The following is a 19075-nucleotide window of genomic DNA, read 5'->3' on the forward strand; positions in this document are numbered from 1 at the left end:
CGGCAAAGGATGGGTGTTTTTATGTCAAAACCTGCTTTTTTCTTTCAGATTATATTAAATCGTAACTTTATTCCAATGGAAACAGTGGTTGTACAAAAATATAATTTAGACGAAGAGCAGGAAAAGAAGGAAATCGTTCGGCATTACCGTGCTTTATTGAGGGCGTTGAAGCCCCGTTTAAAAAAAGGCGACAGGGAGCTGGTACGTACTGCTTTTGAAATGGCAGCAGATGCACACAAGGAAATGCGGCGTAAATCCGGGGAGCCTTATATACTGCATCCGCTGGCCGTGGCGCAGATTTGCGTGGAAGAAATTGGTCTTGGCGTACGTTCCGCCATATGTGCCCTGCTCCACGATACCGTGGAAGATACCGAAGTAACACTGGAAGATGTGTCCCGCGAGTTCGGGAATGAGATCGCCCATATTGTAGACGGTCTCACAAAAATATCTACCGTAATAGACTCCAGTACCAGCACCGCACAGGCAGAAAACTTCAAGAAAATATTATTGACGCTGGCAGATGACCCCCGGGTTATCCTGATCAAGCTGGCCGACAGGCTGCACAATATGCGTACGCTCGATAGCATGAGCCGCGAAAAACAGCTGAAAATAGCTTCTGAAACCGTATTCATTTATGCGCCTCTGGCTCATCGCCTCGGATTATACAATATCAAATCCGAAATGGAAGATCTGGCCATGAAATATACGGAGCAGCAAACTTACCGTGAAATAGCCAAGCGCCTCAAAGAAACCAAACGGGAACGCACCCGCTATATCAACGAGTTTATCAAGCCTATCAAGGAAGTGCTGCAGGAAGAAGGATTTGAATTCGAGATCTATGGCCGCCCGAAATCAATCCATTCCATCCATAACAAGATCAAAACAAAAGGCGTTGCCTTTGAAGAAGTATACGACCTTTTTGCCATCCGTATCATCCTGGATTCCTCGATAGATAAGGAAAAGGCAGATTGCTGGAAGGTGTATTCCATCATCACCGACTTTTACCATCCAAGCCCGGAAAGGACCCGCGACTGGCTCAGCAACCCCAAATCCAACGGGTATGAGGCGTTGCACGTAACCGTAATGGGCCCCAGCGGTAAATGGGTGGAAGTGCAGATCCGCTCCAAACGCATGAACGATTATGCGGAAAAAGGCGTGGCTGCCCACTGGCGGTACAAGGAAGGCAGCAATGCCTCCGCCCAGCAGGAATCTAAATTTGATCAGTGGTTCACCCAGATCCGGGAAATCCTGAACAACCCCGATTCCAATACGCTCGACTTCCTGGCCGATTTTAAGAGTAACCTCTTTACGGAAGAAATTTATGTGTATACCCCCAAAGGGGATCTGAAAATATTGCCGGTAAACTCTACTGCGCTCGACTTTGCCTACTCCATCCACAGTGCGGTGGGAAACAAATGTATCGGCGCCAAAGTGAATTACAAACTGGTGCCCCTGAGCCATAAACTGCGCAGTGGCGACCAGGTAGAGATCATTACCTCCAATAAACAAAAGCCTTCGGAAGACTGGCTGAACTTTGTGCTCACGGCCAAAGCCAAATCCAAGATCAAGGATGCGCTGAAGGAAGAAAAGCGCAAAGTGGCGATGGACGGGAAAGCGGCACTGGAGCGTAAGTTGTCGCACATGAATATTTCTTTCAGTCAGCATAATATCAATGAACTGGTACAGTTCTACAAACAGCCGTCCCCGCTGGATTTATATTACCAGGTGGCGGTCCGCAATATCGATCTGAAAGAACTGAAACAGTTTTCTGTACTGGGCGATAAACTGGAACCCCCAAAACCGGTGAAGGTGCCGGAACATGTACCGGAAGAACATGTAAAGCATCAGCTGCCTTCCAAGAAAGACGCAGAACTGATCATCTTCGGAGAAAGCTCCGACAAGATTGCCTACAAACTGGCTAACTGCTGCCGCCCGATCCCGGGAGACGACGTATTTGGCTTTATTACCGCCAGCGAAGGGTTGAAGATACACCGTACCAATTGCCCCAATGCTGCGCAGCTGCTGGCTAACTATGGTCACCGCGTGGTAAAGACCAAATGGGTGAAGAACCGCGAAATTTCCTTCCTCACCGGCTTACGCATTATCGGGATGGATGATGTGGGCGTGATCCATAAGATTACAAACATTATTTCCGGTGAATTGAAGATTAATATCTCCGCCCTCAGCATTGAGTCAAAAGAAGGCTTATTTGAGGGGTTGATCAAAGTATATGTCCACGACAAGGAAGAACTGGACGAGCTCGTGGATAGGCTTAAAACGCTCGATGGAATACAATCTATCCAGCGCCTCGAAGAATCTTAAAGTAAAAAATACAAACAGCAAATAAAGAAGGGCGGGTAAAAGGGAAGATTTCAGAATATCTTGATGAAATCTTCCCTTTTATCCGCAATTCCGGTGTGTAATTAGTAATTTGTTTGTAATTCTTAATATTCGCCTTAATTTTGCGACTTCTTTTAAAGCAACAAACCTCCGATATTTAATTAAATCATTATGGTAGACGTTTTGTTAGGCCTGCAATGGGGCGACGAAGGCAAGGGTAAGATTGTGGACTATTTTGCCGGCAGGTACGACGTGATTGCCCGTTTCCAGGGTGGACCAAACGCTGGTCACACTTTGTATGTAAACGGTCAGAAAGTAGTATTGCGCACCATTCCATCCGGTGTATTTCATGATAAGACCATCAACCTGATCGGTAACGGCGTGGTGCTGGATCCTGTAGCTTTCAAAAAAGAAAGTGAAGATATTTCAGCCCTGGGAGTAGATCTGACAAAAAATCTGTTTATTGCTGAAAAAACCCATATCATTGTTCCTACACACCGCGCGCTGGACAAAGCGTCTGAAATAGCGAAAGGAAATGATAAAATAGGCTCTACTTTAAAAGGTATCGGCCCTGCCTACATGGATAAAACCGGCAGAAATGGTTTGCGCGTAGGTGATGTTTTATCTCCCGATTTTAAAACACTGTACGAAAAACTGAAGCAGAAACACCTGCAGCTGTTGTGTCAGTATGATATAAATGAATTTTCAGAAGATATTGCCAACTGGGAAGCTGAGTTTTTCGAAGCCATTCCTTTCCTGCAGAAAATGAACGTGGTAAGCGGCGAATATTTCCTGAATGAGAAACTGAAAGCCGGTAAAAAAGTATTGGCTGAAGGCGCCCAGGGAAGTATGCTGGACGTGGATTTTGGTACTTATCCTTTTGTTACTTCTTCCAACACTATCTCTGCCGGCGTATGTACCGGTTTAGGTATTGCTCCGCAGTGGATCAAAGAAGTGATTGGTGTTACCAAAGCCTATTGCACCCGCGTTGGTAGCGGTCCTTTCCCTACCGAGCTGCATGATGCAACCGGTGAAAAGCTGCGTTCCGCAGGTCACGAATTTGGTGCGGTAACCGGCCGTCCACGCCGTTGCGGCTGGATCGACCTGGTAGCACTGAATTATACCTGCATGCTGAGCGGCGTTACCCAACTGGTAATGACAAAAAGCGACGTACTCGACGAATTCGACGAAGTACTCGCCTGCACCGCCTACGAAATTGACGGAAAACAAACAAAGCAATTGCCCTTCCAGATTAACGGTCTGGACATTAAACCTGTCTGGGAAACATTTAAAGGATGGAGTGATAAAACTTCTACTTGTCAGCAGTTCAACGAGTTACCGGCGGAGATGAAAGCATTTGTTACAGCAGTAGACTCGTATCTGGGTGTTCCCGTGAAATACGTTTCCAACGGACCCGGACGCGATCAGATCCTTGAAAAGTAGAACCAAAAAGTAAGGAAAAAAAACAGCAAAAAAAATTTGGCGAATAAAAAAAACTATTAAAACTTTACGGCAAAGAAATAAGGTAACCTATTATGAAATCAAAATCTGATAAAGAGAAAGAGACCAAAAAAACTACTTCTCCTAAGACTGCAAAAGAAGCTCCCAAAGCTGCGGCCAAGCCTAAGAAAGAGGTGGATGATGATGATGAGGAAGATGATGATGAAGATGTGAAACCTTCCAAATCTGCCTCAAAGAAATCAGATAAGTCTGCATCCAAATCAAAACGTAAAGATGATGATGAGGATGAAGACGACGCAGATGAGGAAGATGATGTGGATGATGCGTGGGAAAAAGGAGAAGATGATGATTATGATCCTGATTTTGAAGAATTTGACATGCCTAAGTCAAAAGGTAAACGCGGCCGTCCCAGCACTGGCAGCAAAAAAGCCGATGATGACGACGACCTGGGTATCGATGATGAATTCAAAGACATGGATCTGTTCAACGATCGTTTTGATGATGACGATGATGATTTTTAAGCACTAAAACACGATTGTTATCAGGATATTCCACACTTTTCCGGTTGATAATCAGAAAATATTTAAGCAACAAATGTTGGATTGGGGAAACCAGTTCAACATTTGTTGTTTTTTAGACAATAATAATTATGATTCTCCCTGGCATCAGTATGAAGCCATACTCGCTGCAGATGCGCTGCATACCCTCGAAGTAAACGCCGGAAACGCTTTCCCCGCCTTACAGCAATTTCATCAAACACACGGCGGCTGGCTCTTTGGCCACCTCGCCTACGATCTGAAAAATGAAACGGTATCAGGTCTTCAATCACAACACCACGATGGTATCGGTTTCCCGGATATGCACTTCTTTGTGCCCCGCGTAATCATACAACTGCAAAAGGAACAGGTACATATCGGCGGAGAAGCCTTCAGCAAAGAAGAGGCGCAGGAAATCCTGACAGCTATTTTGCACATGCCCGCGGATGCTACGCCCGTGGTTACTTCCCCGGTGCAACCATTGCAAAGCCGCCTGGATCATCAACGCTATATTGCCGCAGTGAAAAGCCTGCAACAGCACATCCTGCAGGGCGACTGCTATGAAGTGAATTTCTGCCGCGAAAACTTCATGGAAAATATCAGCATACATCCACCGGCTTTATTTACCCGGTTAAATGCCTTGTCGCCATCGCCTTTTGCGGCCTATTACCGCCTGCATCACCGTTACCTCGCCTGCTCCAGCCCGGAACGCTTTGTACAAAAGAAAGGCAATACCGTTATCTCCCAGCCGATAAAAGGTACCAGCCGCAAAGATGCCAATCCGGAAACAGACCGGCAATTGCAACAAGAACTGCTGAACAGCGCGAAAGAACGCGCGGAAAATGTAATGGTGGTAGATCTTGTACGTAACGATTTATCCCACACGGCATTGCAGGGTACGGTGGAAGTAACGGAGCTTTTTGGTATCTATTCCTTTGCGCATGTGCACCACATGATCTCTACTGTTTCTGCACAGCTGTCTCCTGAAACGCCCTTCACGGAAGTATTGCGTAATGCCTTCCCGATGGGGTCTATGACGGGGGCGCCAAAAATAAGGGTGATGCAACTCATTGAGCAATATGAGCAAACCCGCCGCGGACTTTACTCCGGAGCCGTTGGATATATTACGCCGGCAGGTGATTTCGACTTTAATGTAGTAATCCGCAGCATGCTGTACAACGCAGAAAACCGCTACCTCTCTTTCCAGACCGGATCAGCCATCACTTTTTACAGTGATCCCGAAAAAGAATGGGAAGAGTGCCTGCTGAAAGCCGCCGCTATGGAGAAAACCGTTATCGGCTAAACAGCTGCTCCATCGCCTCGTTAATGGTAGGATAAGAATACTGGAAACCGGTTTGTTGTATTTTGTCGGCAGAAGCCTTTACACTTTTCAATACTTCCACACTCATTTCCCCCAATGCCAGTTTCAGGGCAAAGGTAGGTACATAGGTAGTCATAAAGCTGCCGCCTTTTGCCTGCCGGGCCATGCTCAGTATCAGTTCACGGTTGGTAACAGGGTTGGGGGTCACGGCATTGTAGATGCCTTCCAGCTTGTCGTTCACAATGGCATTGAAGTATAGGCGTACAATATCATGAATATGTATCCAGGGAACAAACTGTTCGCCTGATCCGAGCACTGTGGCAAATCCAAACCGCAGCGGTTTGTAGAATTCCTTTAAAGCGCCGCCATCCGGACTTAATACAATCCCCGTCCGGAAAATCACCAGCTTTTTGCCAAGCGTCGTTACTTTGGAAATGCTTTGTTCCCAGGCGAGGGTAGTGGTACCCAGGAAGTCGGTAGCCGGGGGATCTGTTTCGGTGAATACATGGTCTGTAAACTCGCCGTAGTACCCCGTTGCCGAGGCGCTGATCACCTTCTTTACTTTATTGGGGAAGTTTTTCAGGGAGGTGAAAATTAAATCACTGCTTTTGGTGCGACTATCAATAATCTCCTGTTTACGTGCAGCAGTCCAGCGTTTCTCGCCCACATTGGCGCCCGCCAGGTGCACTATATAGTCCGCCTGTTGAACGGCTTCTTTATCTATGGTTTGCGTTTCCACGTTCCAGTGGGCGTATGTTACATCCTTAATGCTGCGCTTATCGGGGCGTCTGCTGAGGATAATCACCTTGTAGCCGCGCTCCAGCAGCAGCCGGGTTAATGCCGTCCCTATGAGTCCTGTTCCACCGGTTATAATAACGGTCTCCATTCAATAATAGCTGCTTTTTTAAAATAATTTATTAAAAATACACAATAAATCGGGCCTTTTGGAATTTATGTAAAAGCAGGGCTTACCAGCTTTAAATTGACAACTTAATTTCTGAATTTTAATGTAAGTTTGAAAATGGCACATACAAATGGGCCATCTGCATTATCACAAAAATATCTGAAATCTATATTACCGCATGCATACGCTATACCGCCTACAGTTATTATTGTTGCTGCTTTTCGCCGGCACAGCAGCAATGGCACAGAAAATAACCTATTCTGAACCGGAGAAAGATGATTATAAAAGCACCGAGTTTGAAATCATTGGTAAGGTAGCAGGGAATATACTGGTGTATAAAACAGACCGCGGCGACTTTGTAGTGTCTGTATATGATAATGCGATGCAGCTGAAAGAAAGGGTTAAACTGGACTTCCTGCCCCGTAAGGTGATCAGCATGGACTTTGTAGCCTATCCTGATAAGGTGCTGATGATTTACCAGTTCCAGCGCAAGGATGCGGTGTACAGCTTCTGCGCCACCATGTCGCCGGAAGCTAAGTTTGCAGATGCGCCCATCCTGATAGATTCCACCCGCATCGGTATCTATTCTAAAGAGAACAAAGTATATTCTGTTGAGGTATCGGAAGATAAGAACCGCATCATGGTGTATAAGATCAACCAGGATAACGAAAACAACAACGTATTTTATACCTTCCTGTACGACAGTGCCATGAGCCTGGTGAATAACAGCCGCCTGTCCATGCCCATGCAGAAGAAGCAGTTCCTCAGCAACTTTAACCTCACCAATACCGGCGATCTGATCTTTAATAAACTGGAACGCACCTCCAACCGCGACTATGTAGTGAGCGGCAGCATGGTAGTGAAACGTTCACTGGTAGACAGCTTTGAAACTTCCACAATGGCTTTCAAAGCACAATTGCTGGATGAAGTAAAGATGAAACTTGATAACAATAAGCAAACGGCCCTGGTCACTGCTTTTTATTATAAACAGAAAAGAGGAAATGTAGAAGGATTATATCTGTATAAATACGACTACGCCAATCATAAAACGGTGTATGAGAAATCACAGGTATTCCCCGACGACCTGAAAGTGAATGCCCGTGGCGAATCGAGCACCAGCGCGGCCTTTAATGATTACTTCATCCGTAAGGTGATTAATACCAGCAATGGCGGATTCCTGCTCACCGCAGAATCTTTCTCCACTTCTTCCCGCTACCAGCCCTGGAACCGGTGGAATTACATGTATGGCAGCCCTTACGGTGGTATGTATGCCCCTTACTACTATTCCCCTTATTCTTCCATGTACTACAATCCTTACTACTGGAACAATTCACAGGGATTACGTTATCATTATGATAATGTAGCGGTATTGTCGTTCGACGATGAGGGAAACATGCAATGGAATAACTTTGTACATAAGAGCCAGTATGATGATAACGCCGACCTGTACCTGTCTTACCTGATGGTAAATGTGGGCAGCGAATTACGTTTTCTGTATAATGAACTGGACAGAAGAAATTATATGTTAACAGATGTAAGTCTGGCCCCGGGAGGTAAAGTGAACCGCATGCCTACGCTGCGTAACCTGGATAAGGGTTTCACCTGGATGCCCCGGTATGGCAAACAAATCAGTGGCCGCACCGTGGTGATACCATGTATTTACAGGAATTATATTTGCTTTGCTAAAATTGACTTTTAATCACACCTTTGCACTGTGATAAAATTTTTTCGCTCAGGCAATCCGCTAACGGTATTGCTGTTGTTAATATACACGCTGGTTGTTAAGTTTTACTATCTGATCCATCCATCAACCTACATGGCAGACGGATCGGAAGGGCTTTTGTATCACCTGCTGGTGAAATGGATGCAGACATTTACCGGCGGCAGTCCGTTGGTATTTACGTCAATGGCCGTGTTACTGCTGTTTTTGCAATCACTGCTTTTCACCCGCATTATTAATCACCACCGGTTATTTCCGCGGCCTACTTACCTGCCGGCCATGTGTTACCTGCTGTTTACCTCCATGCTGCAAAGCTGGAACGTATTTTCGCCGGCACTCATTGTGAACCTCATTATGTTATGGGTATTTACCAGTATAACGGAGCTGTATACACGTACTTCCGCCCGTGATGTGGTGTTTAATATCGGGTTTGCCCTGGGAATAAGCGGACTCTTTTACTTCCCCTCTGTTATATTTTGTTCTTTGCTGCTGTCCAGCATGCTCATTATGCGTGCTTTCCGGCTGGCGGAGTGGATCATTGCCCTGCTGGGCCTGATCTGTCCATTATACCTGATGGGTACCTACCTGTTCCTCACCGGTCAGATGACCCTGCTCTGGAAGATCCCTAATATGGGGGCCTCCCTGCCCATGATCACTGATTATAAGGTATGGGGAGCCATGATTGCATGTTTGCTCTTTTTTGTGATCGGATGGGTGCTGTTGCAGCGCCCGCTTAAAAAAATGCTGATACAGGGCCGTAAAATATGGGCGGCATTAGTCATATATGTACTGGTAGCCATGATGGTACCGTTCTTTAATGTTCACTTTTCAGCAGCCTACTGGGTACTGGCAGTTTTGCCGATCTCCATGTTTGCCGGTAACGTATTCTGGTCGGTTACCAACGATACTTTTGCCAACATTATCCACTTCATTGCACTGGCATATGTGATTGTTATGCAATATTTCAGCTGATTTCCCCATTTTAAGGGCCTGATTACCAGTAATTTGTTAAATCAGGACAAACGGCAATGGAAAATTGCGAACGGCGAAGTAATTTTGTCCTTTCCCATTAGTTTTGTCATTCGTGAAAATGATGGCAAAAACGTGGGGGAAAAAACGTTTTTTAAAAGCATTATTTACACATAAACACAAAACATTTTCAGATGAAATTTGGCGTTGTCACCTTTCCCGGTTCTAATTGTGATCATGATATGATTGATTCCCTGCGTAATGACCTGGGACAGGAAGTTATAGAACTGTGGCATAAGGATAAAGACCTGAGCGCATTCAGCACAGAAGATTGTATCGTATTACCGGGCGGTTTTTCCTTTGGCGACTACCTGCGTTGCGGCGCTATTGCGAAGTTTAGTCCGATGATGCAGAGTGTGATTGAATTTGCCAACAAAGGTGGCCGTGTAATCGGTGTTTGCAACGGTTTCCAGGTATTATGCGAAGCAGGTTTGCTGCCGGGCGTATTATTACAGAACCAGCACCAGCAGTTCATCTGCAAAAATGTATACCTGAAAAGCGAAAATACCACTGCATCCCTCACCAAAGATGTAGCCGGCAGACCATTAATGATTCCGATCGCACACGGAGAAGGCCGTTACTATGCCGACGACGCTACCCTGGATGAACTGTTTAAGAACAACCAGGTGTTATTCCGTTACTGCGATGAGTTTGGCAACATTATTGAAACTGCTAACCATAACGGCGCCATCCGTAACATAGCAGGCATCTGTAACAAAGCAAGAAATGTTTTTGGAATGATGCCTCACCCGGAAAGGGCTACCAGCCTGGCCCTGGGTAATACAGACGGGCAGCTGATTTTACAAAGTCTGATCAATAACAACTAGATAGATTAAATCAACCAACCAATTAAAAAGAAAAGCATGAAAAAATTATTAACAGCACTGGCTTTATTTGCCTTGCCCATCCTGGCAAGCGCACAGATAGAGAACCCGGTAAAATGGAGCTTTACAGCGAAGAAGGTGAATGCCACTACCTACGAAGTACACGCTACTGCCACTATCGATGCCGGCTGGCATCTGTACGCACAGGAAGCAGGAGAAGGTCCGGTAGCTACCTCGTTTAAGTTTACTAAAAACCCACTGGCCGCTTCTGTAGGTAAAGTGGAAGAAGTAGGTAAACTGCATAAGTCATTCGACAAAAACTTTAACTCAGAACTGAAATTCTACGAAAACTCTGTAGACTTCGTACAAAAAGTAACGGTAAAAGGTAAAGCCGCTACCAAAGTAAAAGGATCCGTAGAGTACATGGTATGTGACGACCATCAGTGTTTACCACCGAAAGAAGTGGAATTTGCAGTAAGTGTTGGAGGAAAATAAATTGAATCCGGTAACTGATAACAATACTCGCAAAACGAGTTCCTCAAAAGGAACTCGTTTCTTGTTTTCTCAGATTTATATTATTTAAAGCCTATTGACTATATGAAGCATTTGCTTTCATTTCTAATACCTGTCTTTGCCCTGTTCGCACTTCGTGCAAACGCGCAGGACGCAAGCCCGAAGCCTGTTAAATGGCAGTTTTCTGCAGAAAAGAAAAGTGACCAGGAATATGTGCTGCATCTGAAGGGCGCCGTAGAAAAAGGCTGGCAGCTTTTTTCCACCACAATGGGAAACGATGATCCCAATACCAGGGTAGTACTGGATAGCAGCGTAAAAGCCACTATTACAGGTATTACAGAAAATGGTAAACTGGAAAACCGTAAAGAACCTTTATTCGATAATCTCGAGATCAAATATTTTGAGAACGAAGTGGAACTGGTAGCGGCAGTAAAAGCCACCGGACCCGTTTCCAAACTTTCCGGAACCATTACTTACATGGTGCTGAAAGGAGAAGATGCCGTACCGGAAGAAACTACTTTCGAGGTGCCAACAGGAGAGCCTGCAGCCGCGAAAGCAGGCGCTGATACCACTACGGCGGGAGCTGCTGTAAAAGGTGGCGTAGCGGACGATGATGCGTCCAATAAATCGTTGTGGTGGATCTTTATCGCCAGCTTTGGTGGTGGATTCATTGCGCTGATTACGCCCTGCGTATTCTCCATGATTCCCATCACAGTAAGCTTCTTCACCAAGCGTAGCCAAACAAGGGCGCAGGGTATCAAGAACGCATTTACCTATTCCCTGTCTATCATCGTTATCTATACGCTGCTGGGCTTCCTGATCACCAAAATATTTGGTGCAAGTGCGCTGAACTCACTGGCCAGCAATGGTATCGCCAACATGATTTTCTTTGTGATCTTCCTGTTGTTCGGGTTCTCGTTCCTGGGCGCTTTTGAAATCAGCTTACCCAGCTCCTGGGCCAATGTGTCTGATTCCAAAGCGGGCATGAGCAGTATGGTGGGTATTTTCTTCATGGCGCTTACCCTGGCCATCGTGTCTTTCTCCTGCACTGGTCCTATTTTAGGGAACCTGCTGGTACTGGCTGCGAAAGGAGGGAACTCTGGTCCGCTGGTAGGGATGTTCGGCTTCTCGCTGGCACTGGCCATACCTTTCTCCTTATTTGCGCTGTTCCCAAGTTTGCTGAATAAAATCGGCAAATCCGGCGGCTGGCTGAATGCGGTGAAGGTGACATTGGGCTTCCTGGAACTGGCGCTGGCGCTGAAGTTCCTGTCTAATGTGGATATGGCTTATCACTGGAATCTGCTGGACCGGGAAATATTCCTCGCCCTGTGGATTGCCATCTTTGCATTGCTCACGCTGTACCTGGTTGGTAAGCTGAAGCTGAGCCACGACAGCGATGTGCCTTTCCTCACGGTAACCCGTCTCTGTTTTGCCATTGCGGCGTTTACATTCACGGTGTACATGGTGCCTGGTATGTGGGGCGCCCCGCTGAAAGGAATCAGCGGATTCCTGCCGCATGAAGGCTCCCAGGATTTTAATCTTAATAAATCACTGGTAAATATTCAGGCAGCGCTGGAAAGCGGCGAAAGCGGCGGTACCGGTGGTGGCAACAATGCCAATACCGTAAAGCCTAAAAAGCTGGTAGATGTGCTGCATTCTGAAATCCCCGGTGTGGAACACGTTTTCTTTGATTATGAAGAAGCGCTGGCCGCAGCTAAAGTGGCTAACAAGCCACTGATGATCGACTTTACCGGGCATACGTGCGTAAACTGCCGTAAGTTTGAAAAGTCTGTATTGTCCAACCCGGCGGTGATGAAGATCCTGCGCAACGATTTTATCGTGGCCTCTTTATACACCGATGAAAAGACCAAACTTTCCGATGAGGAAAGATATGAGTCTAAAACTTCCGGGTTGAATGTAAAGGATGTTGGGTTGAAGAACCAGGATATCCAGATCACCAAGTTTAACCGTAACTCACAGCCATACTACATTCCGGTAGACCTGGAAGGGAATGCGCTGCTGAACATTGGTTATGGCTATGATCCGAAAGAAAATGTAGACGCCTTCGTAAAGTATCTTGAAGATGCAAAAGCGGAGTTTGCAAAACGTCACGCGAAATAAGTAAAGTTGTTATAAAAAGAAGAAGGCCGTTTGTACAATACAAACGGCCTTCTTCTTTTTATAACTTATATCAGAATGCGTAGCTGATTAACTCGGCGCCGCTGATCTTCTCCTGTTGGCCGGTGGTAAGGTTTTTCACGCTCACCAGGTTGTCCTGCAGTTCAGATTCCCCGAGGATGATCACATAAGGAATTGCTCTTTTATCTGCATACTTCATTTGTTTATCCATCTTGGCTGGTTCATGGAATAATTCCGCGGCAACACCCTGCTGGCGTAACTGCATCATATAGCTGAAAGCTGCGCGGGAACTGGCTTCTCCGAGGTTCAGGAATAATACTTTGGTAGATTGCTGTGCTGTTTGCGGGAATAGTTTCAGTTCTTCCAGCACGTCATAAATACGGTCAACGCCGAAGGAAATCCCTACTCCGGAAATGCCTGGCAGGCCAAAGAGGCCGGTGAGGTCATCATATCTGCCGCCGCCGCCGATACTGCCCATTTTCACGGTAGCAGGGGCTTTTACTTCCACGATTAATCCGGTATAATAATTTAGACCACGTGCGAGTGTAAGATCTAATATAGGTGTAGTATTAAATGCTGTGTATCCGGAGTGTAGCACGAAATCCAATTCTTCAATACCTTTTTTGCCAGTATCAGAATTGGCAAACAGGCTCCGAAGCTGCTCCAGAACCGATTTATTATCTCCCTGAATACCCAGGAAGTTCTCAATGATTGTAATATCTGCTTCAGATAATCCCCGGTCACTCAGTTCTCCTTTTACACCGTCCATTCCAATTTTATCCAGTTTGTCGATGGAAATAGTGATATCGGTAAGTAATTCGGGCTTGCCAACCAATTCCGCTAAAGCGGCCAGTATCTTCCGGTTGTTGATACGAAGTTCATATCCTTGCATACCTAACTTGGTAAAAACAGTATCGTAGATCAGCAATAATTCTACTTCATTGAGTAAGGAATTACTACCCACCACATCTGCGTCGCACTGATAGAATTCACGATAGCGGCCTTTTGCGGGACGATCACCTCTCCAAACCGGTTGCATCTGATATCTTTTAAAAGGCAGTGCCAATTCATGTTGGTTCATGACAACATATCTTGCAAAAGGAATGGTCAGATCATAGCGAAGTGCTTTTTCGCTTATCAGTGAGGCCAGTTCACGGCTGTCTTTCGCTTGTTGGGCGCGCTCAAAGATCTCGCCGTTATCCAGAATTTTAAAGATCAGTTTATCTCCTTCCTCTCCGTACTTCCCGGTGAGGGTGGATAAATTCTCCATCGCGGGTGTTTCCAGCGGCTGGAAACCGAATACCTCAAAGGTTTCGCGGATGGTCTGGAAAATATAATTACGTTTTCTCACTACCACCGGGCCAAAATCACGGGTGCCTTTAGGAATACCGGGCTTTATCATCTCTAAAAAATATTAAAAGTTTTATGGTTGCTGGTCTGCGATGTTTTCGCATGCCTCGTAGATCATTTTATAAACAGGTGCAAACAGGGCGTCATCAAACCAGGGGTCTGGTACATCCTGCTGATCCGGCAGGAGGAAGGCTACTTTTGCTTTATCCGAGTCGTTACGGGCTTTGCGTAACACATCGGCATAATTATTCCTGTCCATAACATAGATGCGGTCAAAGGTATCAAAATCGGCGGTCTGGAACTGCCTGCCCCGTAATCCGGTGATATCCACACCGTTTTTCCGGGCTTCCTTTATGGAGCGGTGATCCGGTGAGTGGCCTACGTGCCAGTTGCCGGTTCCGGCAGAATCGATTTCCCAGTCCAGTCCCCGTATTGCTGCCAGGTGTCGCATAATCCCTTCTGCAAGCGGGGAGCGGCAAATATTACCCAGGCAAACCATCAATATCTTCATGCGGATGAATATTTGAATATCAGGCCGCAAACCTACAAGATATTATGGAAATGTGCGTGTATTTGCATCTTTTAACGGGAATAAGAAGAAAAAAGAGCGGATTTTTGACTTATAAAGAAGTATTTGCTGCAAATTGTAATAAGCAGTAAATGATCATATTTTAAATCAAAAAATAACAACATGTTGAAAAAATGCCTCAAATTGCGGCTGGACAAGCAAAAGAGTGCGGTTTTAAGTCAGTTTTTTAACATTCCTCTAAAATTCTCTATACCCGATTAAAAAATTATTTTTTGTATAATTGTAATTCGCAACATGGAAACACACGAAGAACAAACAAGCAGACGGCAGGAAAACAGGTATCGGCCAATGGGTGAGCTGATCAGGGGAATATTCTTTATCCTTTTTGGTTTGTTCGCAATTTTTGCGGAGACACTGGGATTCGGGGAATTCAGAATATCGCCGCAGATGATGAGTATTGTTGGTGCGGTTTTAATAGTCTACGGCCTCTTTAGGGTTTATAACGGAGTGAGAAAACTTTTTTTTAACAGGAACTAAAGAGGTGTGATATGTTTTTCAGTTTAGAAAGAATGAATGCTGTATATTTAACAGCTATTACATTGATGATGGCCGCTTGCGGGCAGAATCCAAATGCGAAAAAATTAGATACAGCTACAGAAGGCACCATCCATATAAGTGTGGATGAGACATATAAGCCGCTGATAGATTCGGAAATAAAGGTTTTTCAATCGCTGTATCCAAAAGCACATATCATCCCTACCTATAAACCGGAGGCTGATTGCTTTAAAGATCTTTTAAATGATAGTGCCCGTTTGGTAATCGTTACCCGCGATTTCAACCAGCAGGAACGCGATTACTTCAAGCAAATTAAAATTACGCCTAACAGCCTTTTACTTGCCTGGGACGCTCTTGCGCTGGTGGTAAATAAAGATAATCCTGATTCTGTACTGAATATGGAACAGGTACGGGGGATCATGGATGGCACCAATAAAGACAGGAAGTGGCAACTGGTGTTTGATAATGCCAACTCAAGCACCGTGCGGTACATCATGGATTCCATCAATAAGGGAAAACCTCTGCCAACAAATACAATGGCTGCGAAAACAAACCCGGAGGTGGTGGACTATGTGACAAAAAACAAAGACGCGATTGGTGTTATAGGTGTTAGCTGGATCTCTGATCCGAACGATTCATTGTCTATGGCTTTTACACGTGAAGTATCTGTAGTAAGACTAAGAGCAGATAATGGTTCGGAATTTGTTAAGCCATACCAGGCCTATATTGGTATTGGCACCTATCCGTTAAAACGCGGCTTCTTCTATTGCCTGAAAGAACCATATCATGGACTTGGCAGTGGATTTGCAACCTTTCTCGGTAGTTATGAGGGACAGCTGGTTATGAAGCAGTTCCGTTTATTCCCGGCGAGATTGAATGTAGTATTCAGGGAAGCCAACCTTAAGTAGTAGAAAAACACAACTAAAACTAAAAAACCAGATTGCATGAACAAACGGAAAAGTTTAATCGTAGCATTGCTTTGCGCCGCCTCAAGCGGTGTGATGGCCCAATCTGTGGAGGACGGACTTAAAGACCTGTATTATGGTAAGTACCTGTCTGCCAAGCAGAATTTAGAGAAAGTGATCGCAGCAAAGCCTACGGAAGACAAAGCGTATTATTACCTCGGTATAGCCCAACTCGGAATGGATGATGCTGCAGGTGCTGCTGCTACCTTCCAGAAAGGCTTACAGGCAGTGCCCACATCTGCTTTACTGCAGGCTGGTATGGGCCGTATTGATCTGATCAATGGTAACGCCGCTGCCGCTAAACAGAAATTTGATGCCGCCAGCGCTGCCACACAGGGCCGCGATGGGGATGTTGCCCGTGCCATTGCCGACGCAAACAGCGAAATCAAAGGTGGCGACCGCGCTTATGCTCTCACCGTAATGGAGAAACTCCTGAACAACGAAGGCCGTAAGAAAAAAGAACAATATACTCCTGTTGCAGCCGATTATATTGAGCTGGGAGATGCTTACCGTTTCCTCGGTGGTGAAAATGGCGGTAAAGCTATCACCACTTATGAAAAAGCACTGGAACTCGATCCTAACAACGCTGAAGCAGTAATGAAACAGGGTTTGGTGAACTATAACGCCAGACTGAAAGCAGAAGCAGTGGCCGACTATACCAAGGCGACCAACATGGACCCTAACTATGGTCCCGCTTTCTACGAACTGTTCAACTTCTATATCACGCCTAAAAAAGATCAGTTATCCTGGGATAACGCCGCTACTTACCTGGAAAAATACATGGCTGTAGCAGATCCGGCAGATAAAACCAAAACACAGTACCTGTCTGCTTACATCTCTTTCTTCAAGAAAGATTATGATAACGCAATCAGCAAAGGTCAGGCTACCCTGCCAAGCGCTAACGAATTCTATCAGAATAAACTGAGCCTGCTCATCGGTGATGCTTACCTGCAGAAAGGTGACTCCCTGAATGCACAAAAAGTAATGGACGGGTATGCAGCGAAAGTTGGCGACGCCAAACTGGACTCTAACGACTACAAATTGTTGAGCACCATTTACATGCGTCTGAAATCCAGCGATTCTGCTACTCAGAACCAGTACAATACCAAAGCACTGGCTTACCTGGAAAAATATGCAGGTTCTATCACTGCTAAAGATCCGGAAACCTTTATCCAGATCGCAGAACAGCTGAAAGGAGCCAGAAACTACACTGCTGCTGCTGAATGGTATGCAAAAGCAAACGAATTGTCTCTTGCCAATAAAGAGCAACTGCAGGCGATCGATTACTTCAACGTAGGTATCAACTACTACTACGGCGCTGTAAATGTTAAGCCTTTCGATACTACCCTGCTGGCTAAAGCTGATTCAGCTTTCCAGAAGGTAATTGAGGCAAAACCTGAACTGGGTACCGGTTACTACTGGAGAGGCCAGAGCAATTTTGCCAAAGATCCTCAGGCCCAGGCTGGTGTTGCAAAGCCTTTCTACGACAAATACATAGAAATTTCTGAAGTAGATCCTGCTAAAAACAGGGGTACCCTGATCAACGCTTACACTTATGAGCTGTTGTACTACTACTTTAAGGAAGATAAAGCCAATGTTAAGGTTTATGCCGATAAACTGTCTGCATTAGATCCAAACAACACGGCTGTTAAACAGATCAACGAAAACATGGCTGCCCGCGATAAACCAGCTGCTAAACCAGCTGCAAAGCAAGGTCAGAACAAGAAATAAGCATTAATTGCATATAAAACTAAAAACCTCCTGTACCCGCAGGAGGTTTTTTAGTTTCCGGTTGGTGAAAAAAGATAATATTTTAAATCCTAATAGATTTGATATTTGGTCAACTTACAGTATTTTTGCGCATTCGGACAATGTTTTTATCGGGAAGCTTATGTATACAGAAACTGTATTTTTGTCAGCAACGACTACTCCTTTTAGCTATTTCCCTATAGTACTGCAATTAATTGCTGCTTTAGGTTTCGTTGGGATCACGATGTTAGCTACTCACTTTTTAGGTCCTAAACGCAAAACCAGCGATAAGCTTATTAACTTTGAAAGTGGTATCGAGCAAAAGGGGAATGCCCGGCAGCCGGTGGCCATCAAGTACTTTCTGACCGCTATTCTTTTCGTGTTATTTGATGTGGAAGTAATCTTTTTCTACCCTTATGCGGTTAATTTCAGGGAACTGGGATGGGAAGGCTTTACCGCTGTGCTGATGTTTGTGGGCTTCTTTTTGTGTGGATTTATCTACATCACGAAGAAGGGTGCACTGAAATGGGAAGATTAATTAACTCTTTAAATTAAAACCAATGGCTCGTCCGGTTCAATATAATAACAAGGTGAAGATGGTGGAAATCCCCGAGGGATATTCCGGTGAAGGATTTTATGCCACCTCTTTTGACAAGGTAATAGGTCTGGCGCGTAAAAACTCCATCTGGCCTTTACCATTTGCTACCTCCTGCTGTGGAATCGAATTCATGGCTACAATGGCGGCTACCTACGATATGGCCCGTTTCGGGGCAGAACGTATGGCCTTTACGCCACGCCAGTGCGATTTACTCATGGTAATGGGTACCATTTCCAAAAAAATGGGACCTATTGTGCGCCAGGTATACCTGCAAATGGCAGAACCACGCTGGGTAATGGCTGTAGGCGCCTGCGCTTCCAGCGGTGGTATATTTGATACTTACTCTGTATTACAGGGGATCGACCAGGTGATTCCGGTAGATGTATATGTGCCGGGATGCCCTCCAAGACCGGAAGGTATCATCGATGGTTTCATGAAAATACAAGCCCTGGTAGGTCAGGAAAGTCTCCGCCGCCGTAACTCCGACAGGTATAGAGAACTGATGGAGTCTTACGGTATCAAGTAAGGAGAGGGGAATGGTT

General features: G+C 45.4%; 17 protein-coding genes. 14 read left to right on the forward strand and 3 right to left on the reverse strand.

Features of this window, described 5'->3' with window-relative positions; all coding sequences use genetic code 11:
* The first annotated feature begins 75 nt into the window (after positions 1-75).
* The 4 genes from PV783_RS06945 (at position 76) to PV783_RS06960 (ending at position 5640) form a co-directional block, all read left to right on the forward strand.
* Positions 76-2322 (forward strand): RelA/SpoT family protein, encoded by a 2247-nt coding sequence (locus PV783_RS06945; protein ID WP_079469446.1) that lies wholly within the window; start codon positions 76-78, stop codon positions 2320-2322.
* 189 nt (positions 2323-2511) lie between these two features.
* Complete coding sequence (locus PV783_RS06950; protein WP_079469445.1) at positions 2512-3783, forward strand: adenylosuccinate synthase; 1272 nt, start codon at positions 2512-2514, stop codon at positions 3781-3783.
* Positions 3784-3875: 92 nt separating this feature from the next.
* Complete coding sequence (locus tag PV783_RS06955) at positions 3876-4322, forward strand: hypothetical protein (RefSeq protein WP_079469444.1); 447 nt, start codon at positions 3876-3878, stop codon at positions 4320-4322.
* Between the two features lie 73 nt (positions 4323-4395).
* On the forward strand, positions 4396-5640 hold the full coding sequence (locus PV783_RS06960) for an anthranilate synthase component I family protein (protein ID WP_420987507.1): 1245 nt from the start codon (positions 4396-4398) through the stop codon (positions 5638-5640).
* Here the strand turns inward: PV783_RS06960 and PV783_RS06965 are convergent.
* Positions 5630-6544, reverse strand: a complete 915-nt coding sequence (locus tag PV783_RS06965; RefSeq protein WP_420987508.1) for a TIGR01777 family oxidoreductase — start codon at positions 6542-6544, stop codon at positions 5630-5632. The two genes, PV783_RS06960 and PV783_RS06965, sit on opposite strands and share 11 nt — an antisense overlap.
* A gap of 196 nt (positions 6545-6740) precedes the next feature.
* On the opposite strand from PV783_RS06965, the gene PV783_RS06970 reads away from it, so the two are divergent.
* From PV783_RS06970 to PV783_RS06990, 5 genes are all read left to right on the forward strand, one after another.
* The gene (locus PV783_RS06970; RefSeq protein WP_079469441.1) at positions 6741-8261 is read left to right on the forward strand and encodes a hypothetical protein; all 1521 of its coding nucleotides are present in this window, start codon (positions 6741-6743) and stop codon (positions 8259-8261) included.
* Between the two features lie 117 nt (positions 8262-8378).
* Complete coding sequence (locus PV783_RS06975; RefSeq protein WP_133256099.1) at positions 8379-9254, forward strand: hypothetical protein; 876 nt, start codon at positions 8379-8381, stop codon at positions 9252-9254.
* Positions 9255-9445: 191 nt separating this feature from the next.
* Positions 9446-10138, forward strand: a complete 693-nt coding sequence (gene purQ, locus PV783_RS06980) for a phosphoribosylformylglycinamidine synthase subunit PurQ (protein ID WP_089892832.1) — start codon at positions 9446-9448, stop codon at positions 10136-10138.
* Between the two features lie 36 nt (positions 10139-10174).
* Entirely contained in the window at positions 10175-10630 is a 456-nt protein-coding gene (locus PV783_RS06985) for a protein-disulfide reductase DsbD domain-containing protein (RefSeq protein ID WP_079469438.1), read from the forward strand.
* Positions 10631-10732: 102 nt separating this feature from the next.
* Entirely contained in the window at positions 10733-12769 is a 2037-nt protein-coding gene (locus tag PV783_RS06990; protein WP_420987509.1) for a protein-disulfide reductase DsbD family protein, read from the forward strand.
* A gap of 70 nt (positions 12770-12839) precedes the next feature.
* Here the strand turns inward: PV783_RS06990 and hisS are convergent, their stop codons facing one another.
* Both hisS and PV783_RS07000 read right to left on the reverse strand, forming a co-directional pair.
* Positions 12840-14189 carry a histidine--tRNA ligase gene (gene hisS / locus PV783_RS06995; protein ID WP_336387452.1) on the reverse strand — a complete coding sequence of 450 codons (1350 nt, stop codon included), beginning with the start codon at positions 14187-14189 and terminating at the stop codon, positions 12840-12842.
* A gap of 21 nt (positions 14190-14210) precedes the next feature.
* Complete coding sequence (locus PV783_RS07000; protein WP_420987510.1) at positions 14211-14648, reverse strand: low molecular weight protein-tyrosine-phosphatase; 438 nt, start codon at positions 14646-14648, stop codon at positions 14211-14213.
* 312 nt (positions 14649-14960) lie between these two features.
* Here PV783_RS07000 and PV783_RS07005 point away from each other — a divergent pair, with 312 nt between their 5' ends.
* From PV783_RS07005 to PV783_RS07025, 5 genes are all read left to right on the forward strand, one after another.
* A complete protein-coding gene (locus tag PV783_RS07005) occupies positions 14961-15203 on the forward strand; it encodes a hypothetical protein (protein WP_420987511.1) in 243 nt (80 codons plus the stop codon).
* 11 nt (positions 15204-15214) lie between these two features.
* Positions 15215-16129, forward strand: coding sequence for a substrate-binding domain-containing protein (locus PV783_RS07010; RefSeq protein WP_079469433.1), 915 nt, complete (start codon positions 15215-15217; stop codon positions 16127-16129).
* A gap of 36 nt (positions 16130-16165) precedes the next feature.
* Positions 16166-17917 carry a tetratricopeptide repeat protein gene (locus tag PV783_RS07015; RefSeq protein WP_420987512.1) on the forward strand — a complete coding sequence of 584 codons (1752 nt, stop codon included), beginning with the start codon at positions 16166-16168 and terminating at the stop codon, positions 17915-17917.
* A gap of 64 nt (positions 17918-17981) precedes the next feature.
* On the forward strand, positions 17982-18473 hold the full coding sequence (locus PV783_RS07020; RefSeq protein ID WP_227024405.1) for an NADH-quinone oxidoreductase subunit A: 492 nt from the start codon (positions 17982-17984) through the stop codon (positions 18471-18473).
* 22 nt (positions 18474-18495) lie between these two features.
* Entirely contained in the window at positions 18496-19059 is a 564-nt protein-coding gene (locus tag PV783_RS07025) for an NADH-quinone oxidoreductase subunit B (RefSeq protein ID WP_079469431.1), read from the forward strand.
* The last annotated feature ends 16 nt before the right edge of the window (positions 19060-19075 follow it).

This window comes from Chitinophaga sp. CC14, from assembly GCF_048957795.1.
GTDB lineage: Bacteria > Bacteroidota > Bacteroidia > Chitinophagales > Chitinophagaceae > Chitinophaga > Chitinophaga ginsengisegetis.

Excerpts from the sequence above, each read along its gene's own strand:
- PV783_RS06945 (WP_079469446.1), top strand. The coding sequence starts at position 76 with ATGGAAACAGTGGTTGTACAAAAATATAATTTAGACGAAGAGCAGGAA.
- PV783_RS06950 (WP_079469445.1), top strand. The coding sequence starts at position 2,512 with ATGGTAGACGTTTTGTTAGGCCTGCAATGGGGCGACGAAGGCAAGGGT.
- PV783_RS06955 (WP_079469444.1), top strand. The coding sequence starts at position 3,876 with ATGAAATCAAAATCTGATAAAGAGAAAGAGACCAAAAAAACTACTTCT.
- PV783_RS06960 (WP_420987507.1), top strand. The coding sequence starts at position 4,396 with ATGTTGGATTGGGGAAACCAGTTCAACATTTGTTGTTTTTTAGACAAT.
- PV783_RS06965 (WP_420987508.1), bottom strand. The coding sequence starts at position 6,544 with ATGGAGACCGTTATTATAACCGGTGGAACAGGACTCATAGGGACGGCA.
- PV783_RS06970 (WP_079469441.1), top strand. The coding sequence starts at position 6,741 with ATGCATACGCTATACCGCCTACAGTTATTATTGTTGCTGCTTTTCGCC.
- PV783_RS06975 (WP_133256099.1), top strand. The coding sequence starts at position 8,379 with ATGGCAGACGGATCGGAAGGGCTTTTGTATCACCTGCTGGTGAAATGG.
- purQ (WP_089892832.1), top strand. The coding sequence starts at position 9,446 with ATGAAATTTGGCGTTGTCACCTTTCCCGGTTCTAATTGTGATCATGAT.
- PV783_RS06985 (WP_079469438.1), top strand. The coding sequence starts at position 10,175 with ATGAAAAAATTATTAACAGCACTGGCTTTATTTGCCTTGCCCATCCTG.
- PV783_RS06990 (WP_420987509.1), top strand. The coding sequence starts at position 10,733 with ATGAAGCATTTGCTTTCATTTCTAATACCTGTCTTTGCCCTGTTCGCA.
- hisS (WP_336387452.1), bottom strand. The coding sequence starts at position 14,189 with ATGATAAAGCCCGGTATTCCTAAAGGCACCCGTGATTTTGGCCCGGTG.
- PV783_RS07000 (WP_420987510.1), bottom strand. The coding sequence starts at position 14,648 with ATGAAGATATTGATGGTTTGCCTGGGTAATATTTGCCGCTCCCCGCTT.
- PV783_RS07005 (WP_420987511.1), top strand. The coding sequence starts at position 14,961 with ATGGAAACACACGAAGAACAAACAAGCAGACGGCAGGAAAACAGGTAT.
- PV783_RS07010 (WP_079469433.1), top strand. The coding sequence starts at position 15,215 with ATGTTTTTCAGTTTAGAAAGAATGAATGCTGTATATTTAACAGCTATT.
- PV783_RS07015 (WP_420987512.1), top strand. The coding sequence starts at position 16,166 with ATGAACAAACGGAAAAGTTTAATCGTAGCATTGCTTTGCGCCGCCTCA.
- PV783_RS07025 (WP_079469431.1), top strand. The coding sequence starts at position 18,496 with ATGGCTCGTCCGGTTCAATATAATAACAAGGTGAAGATGGTGGAAATC.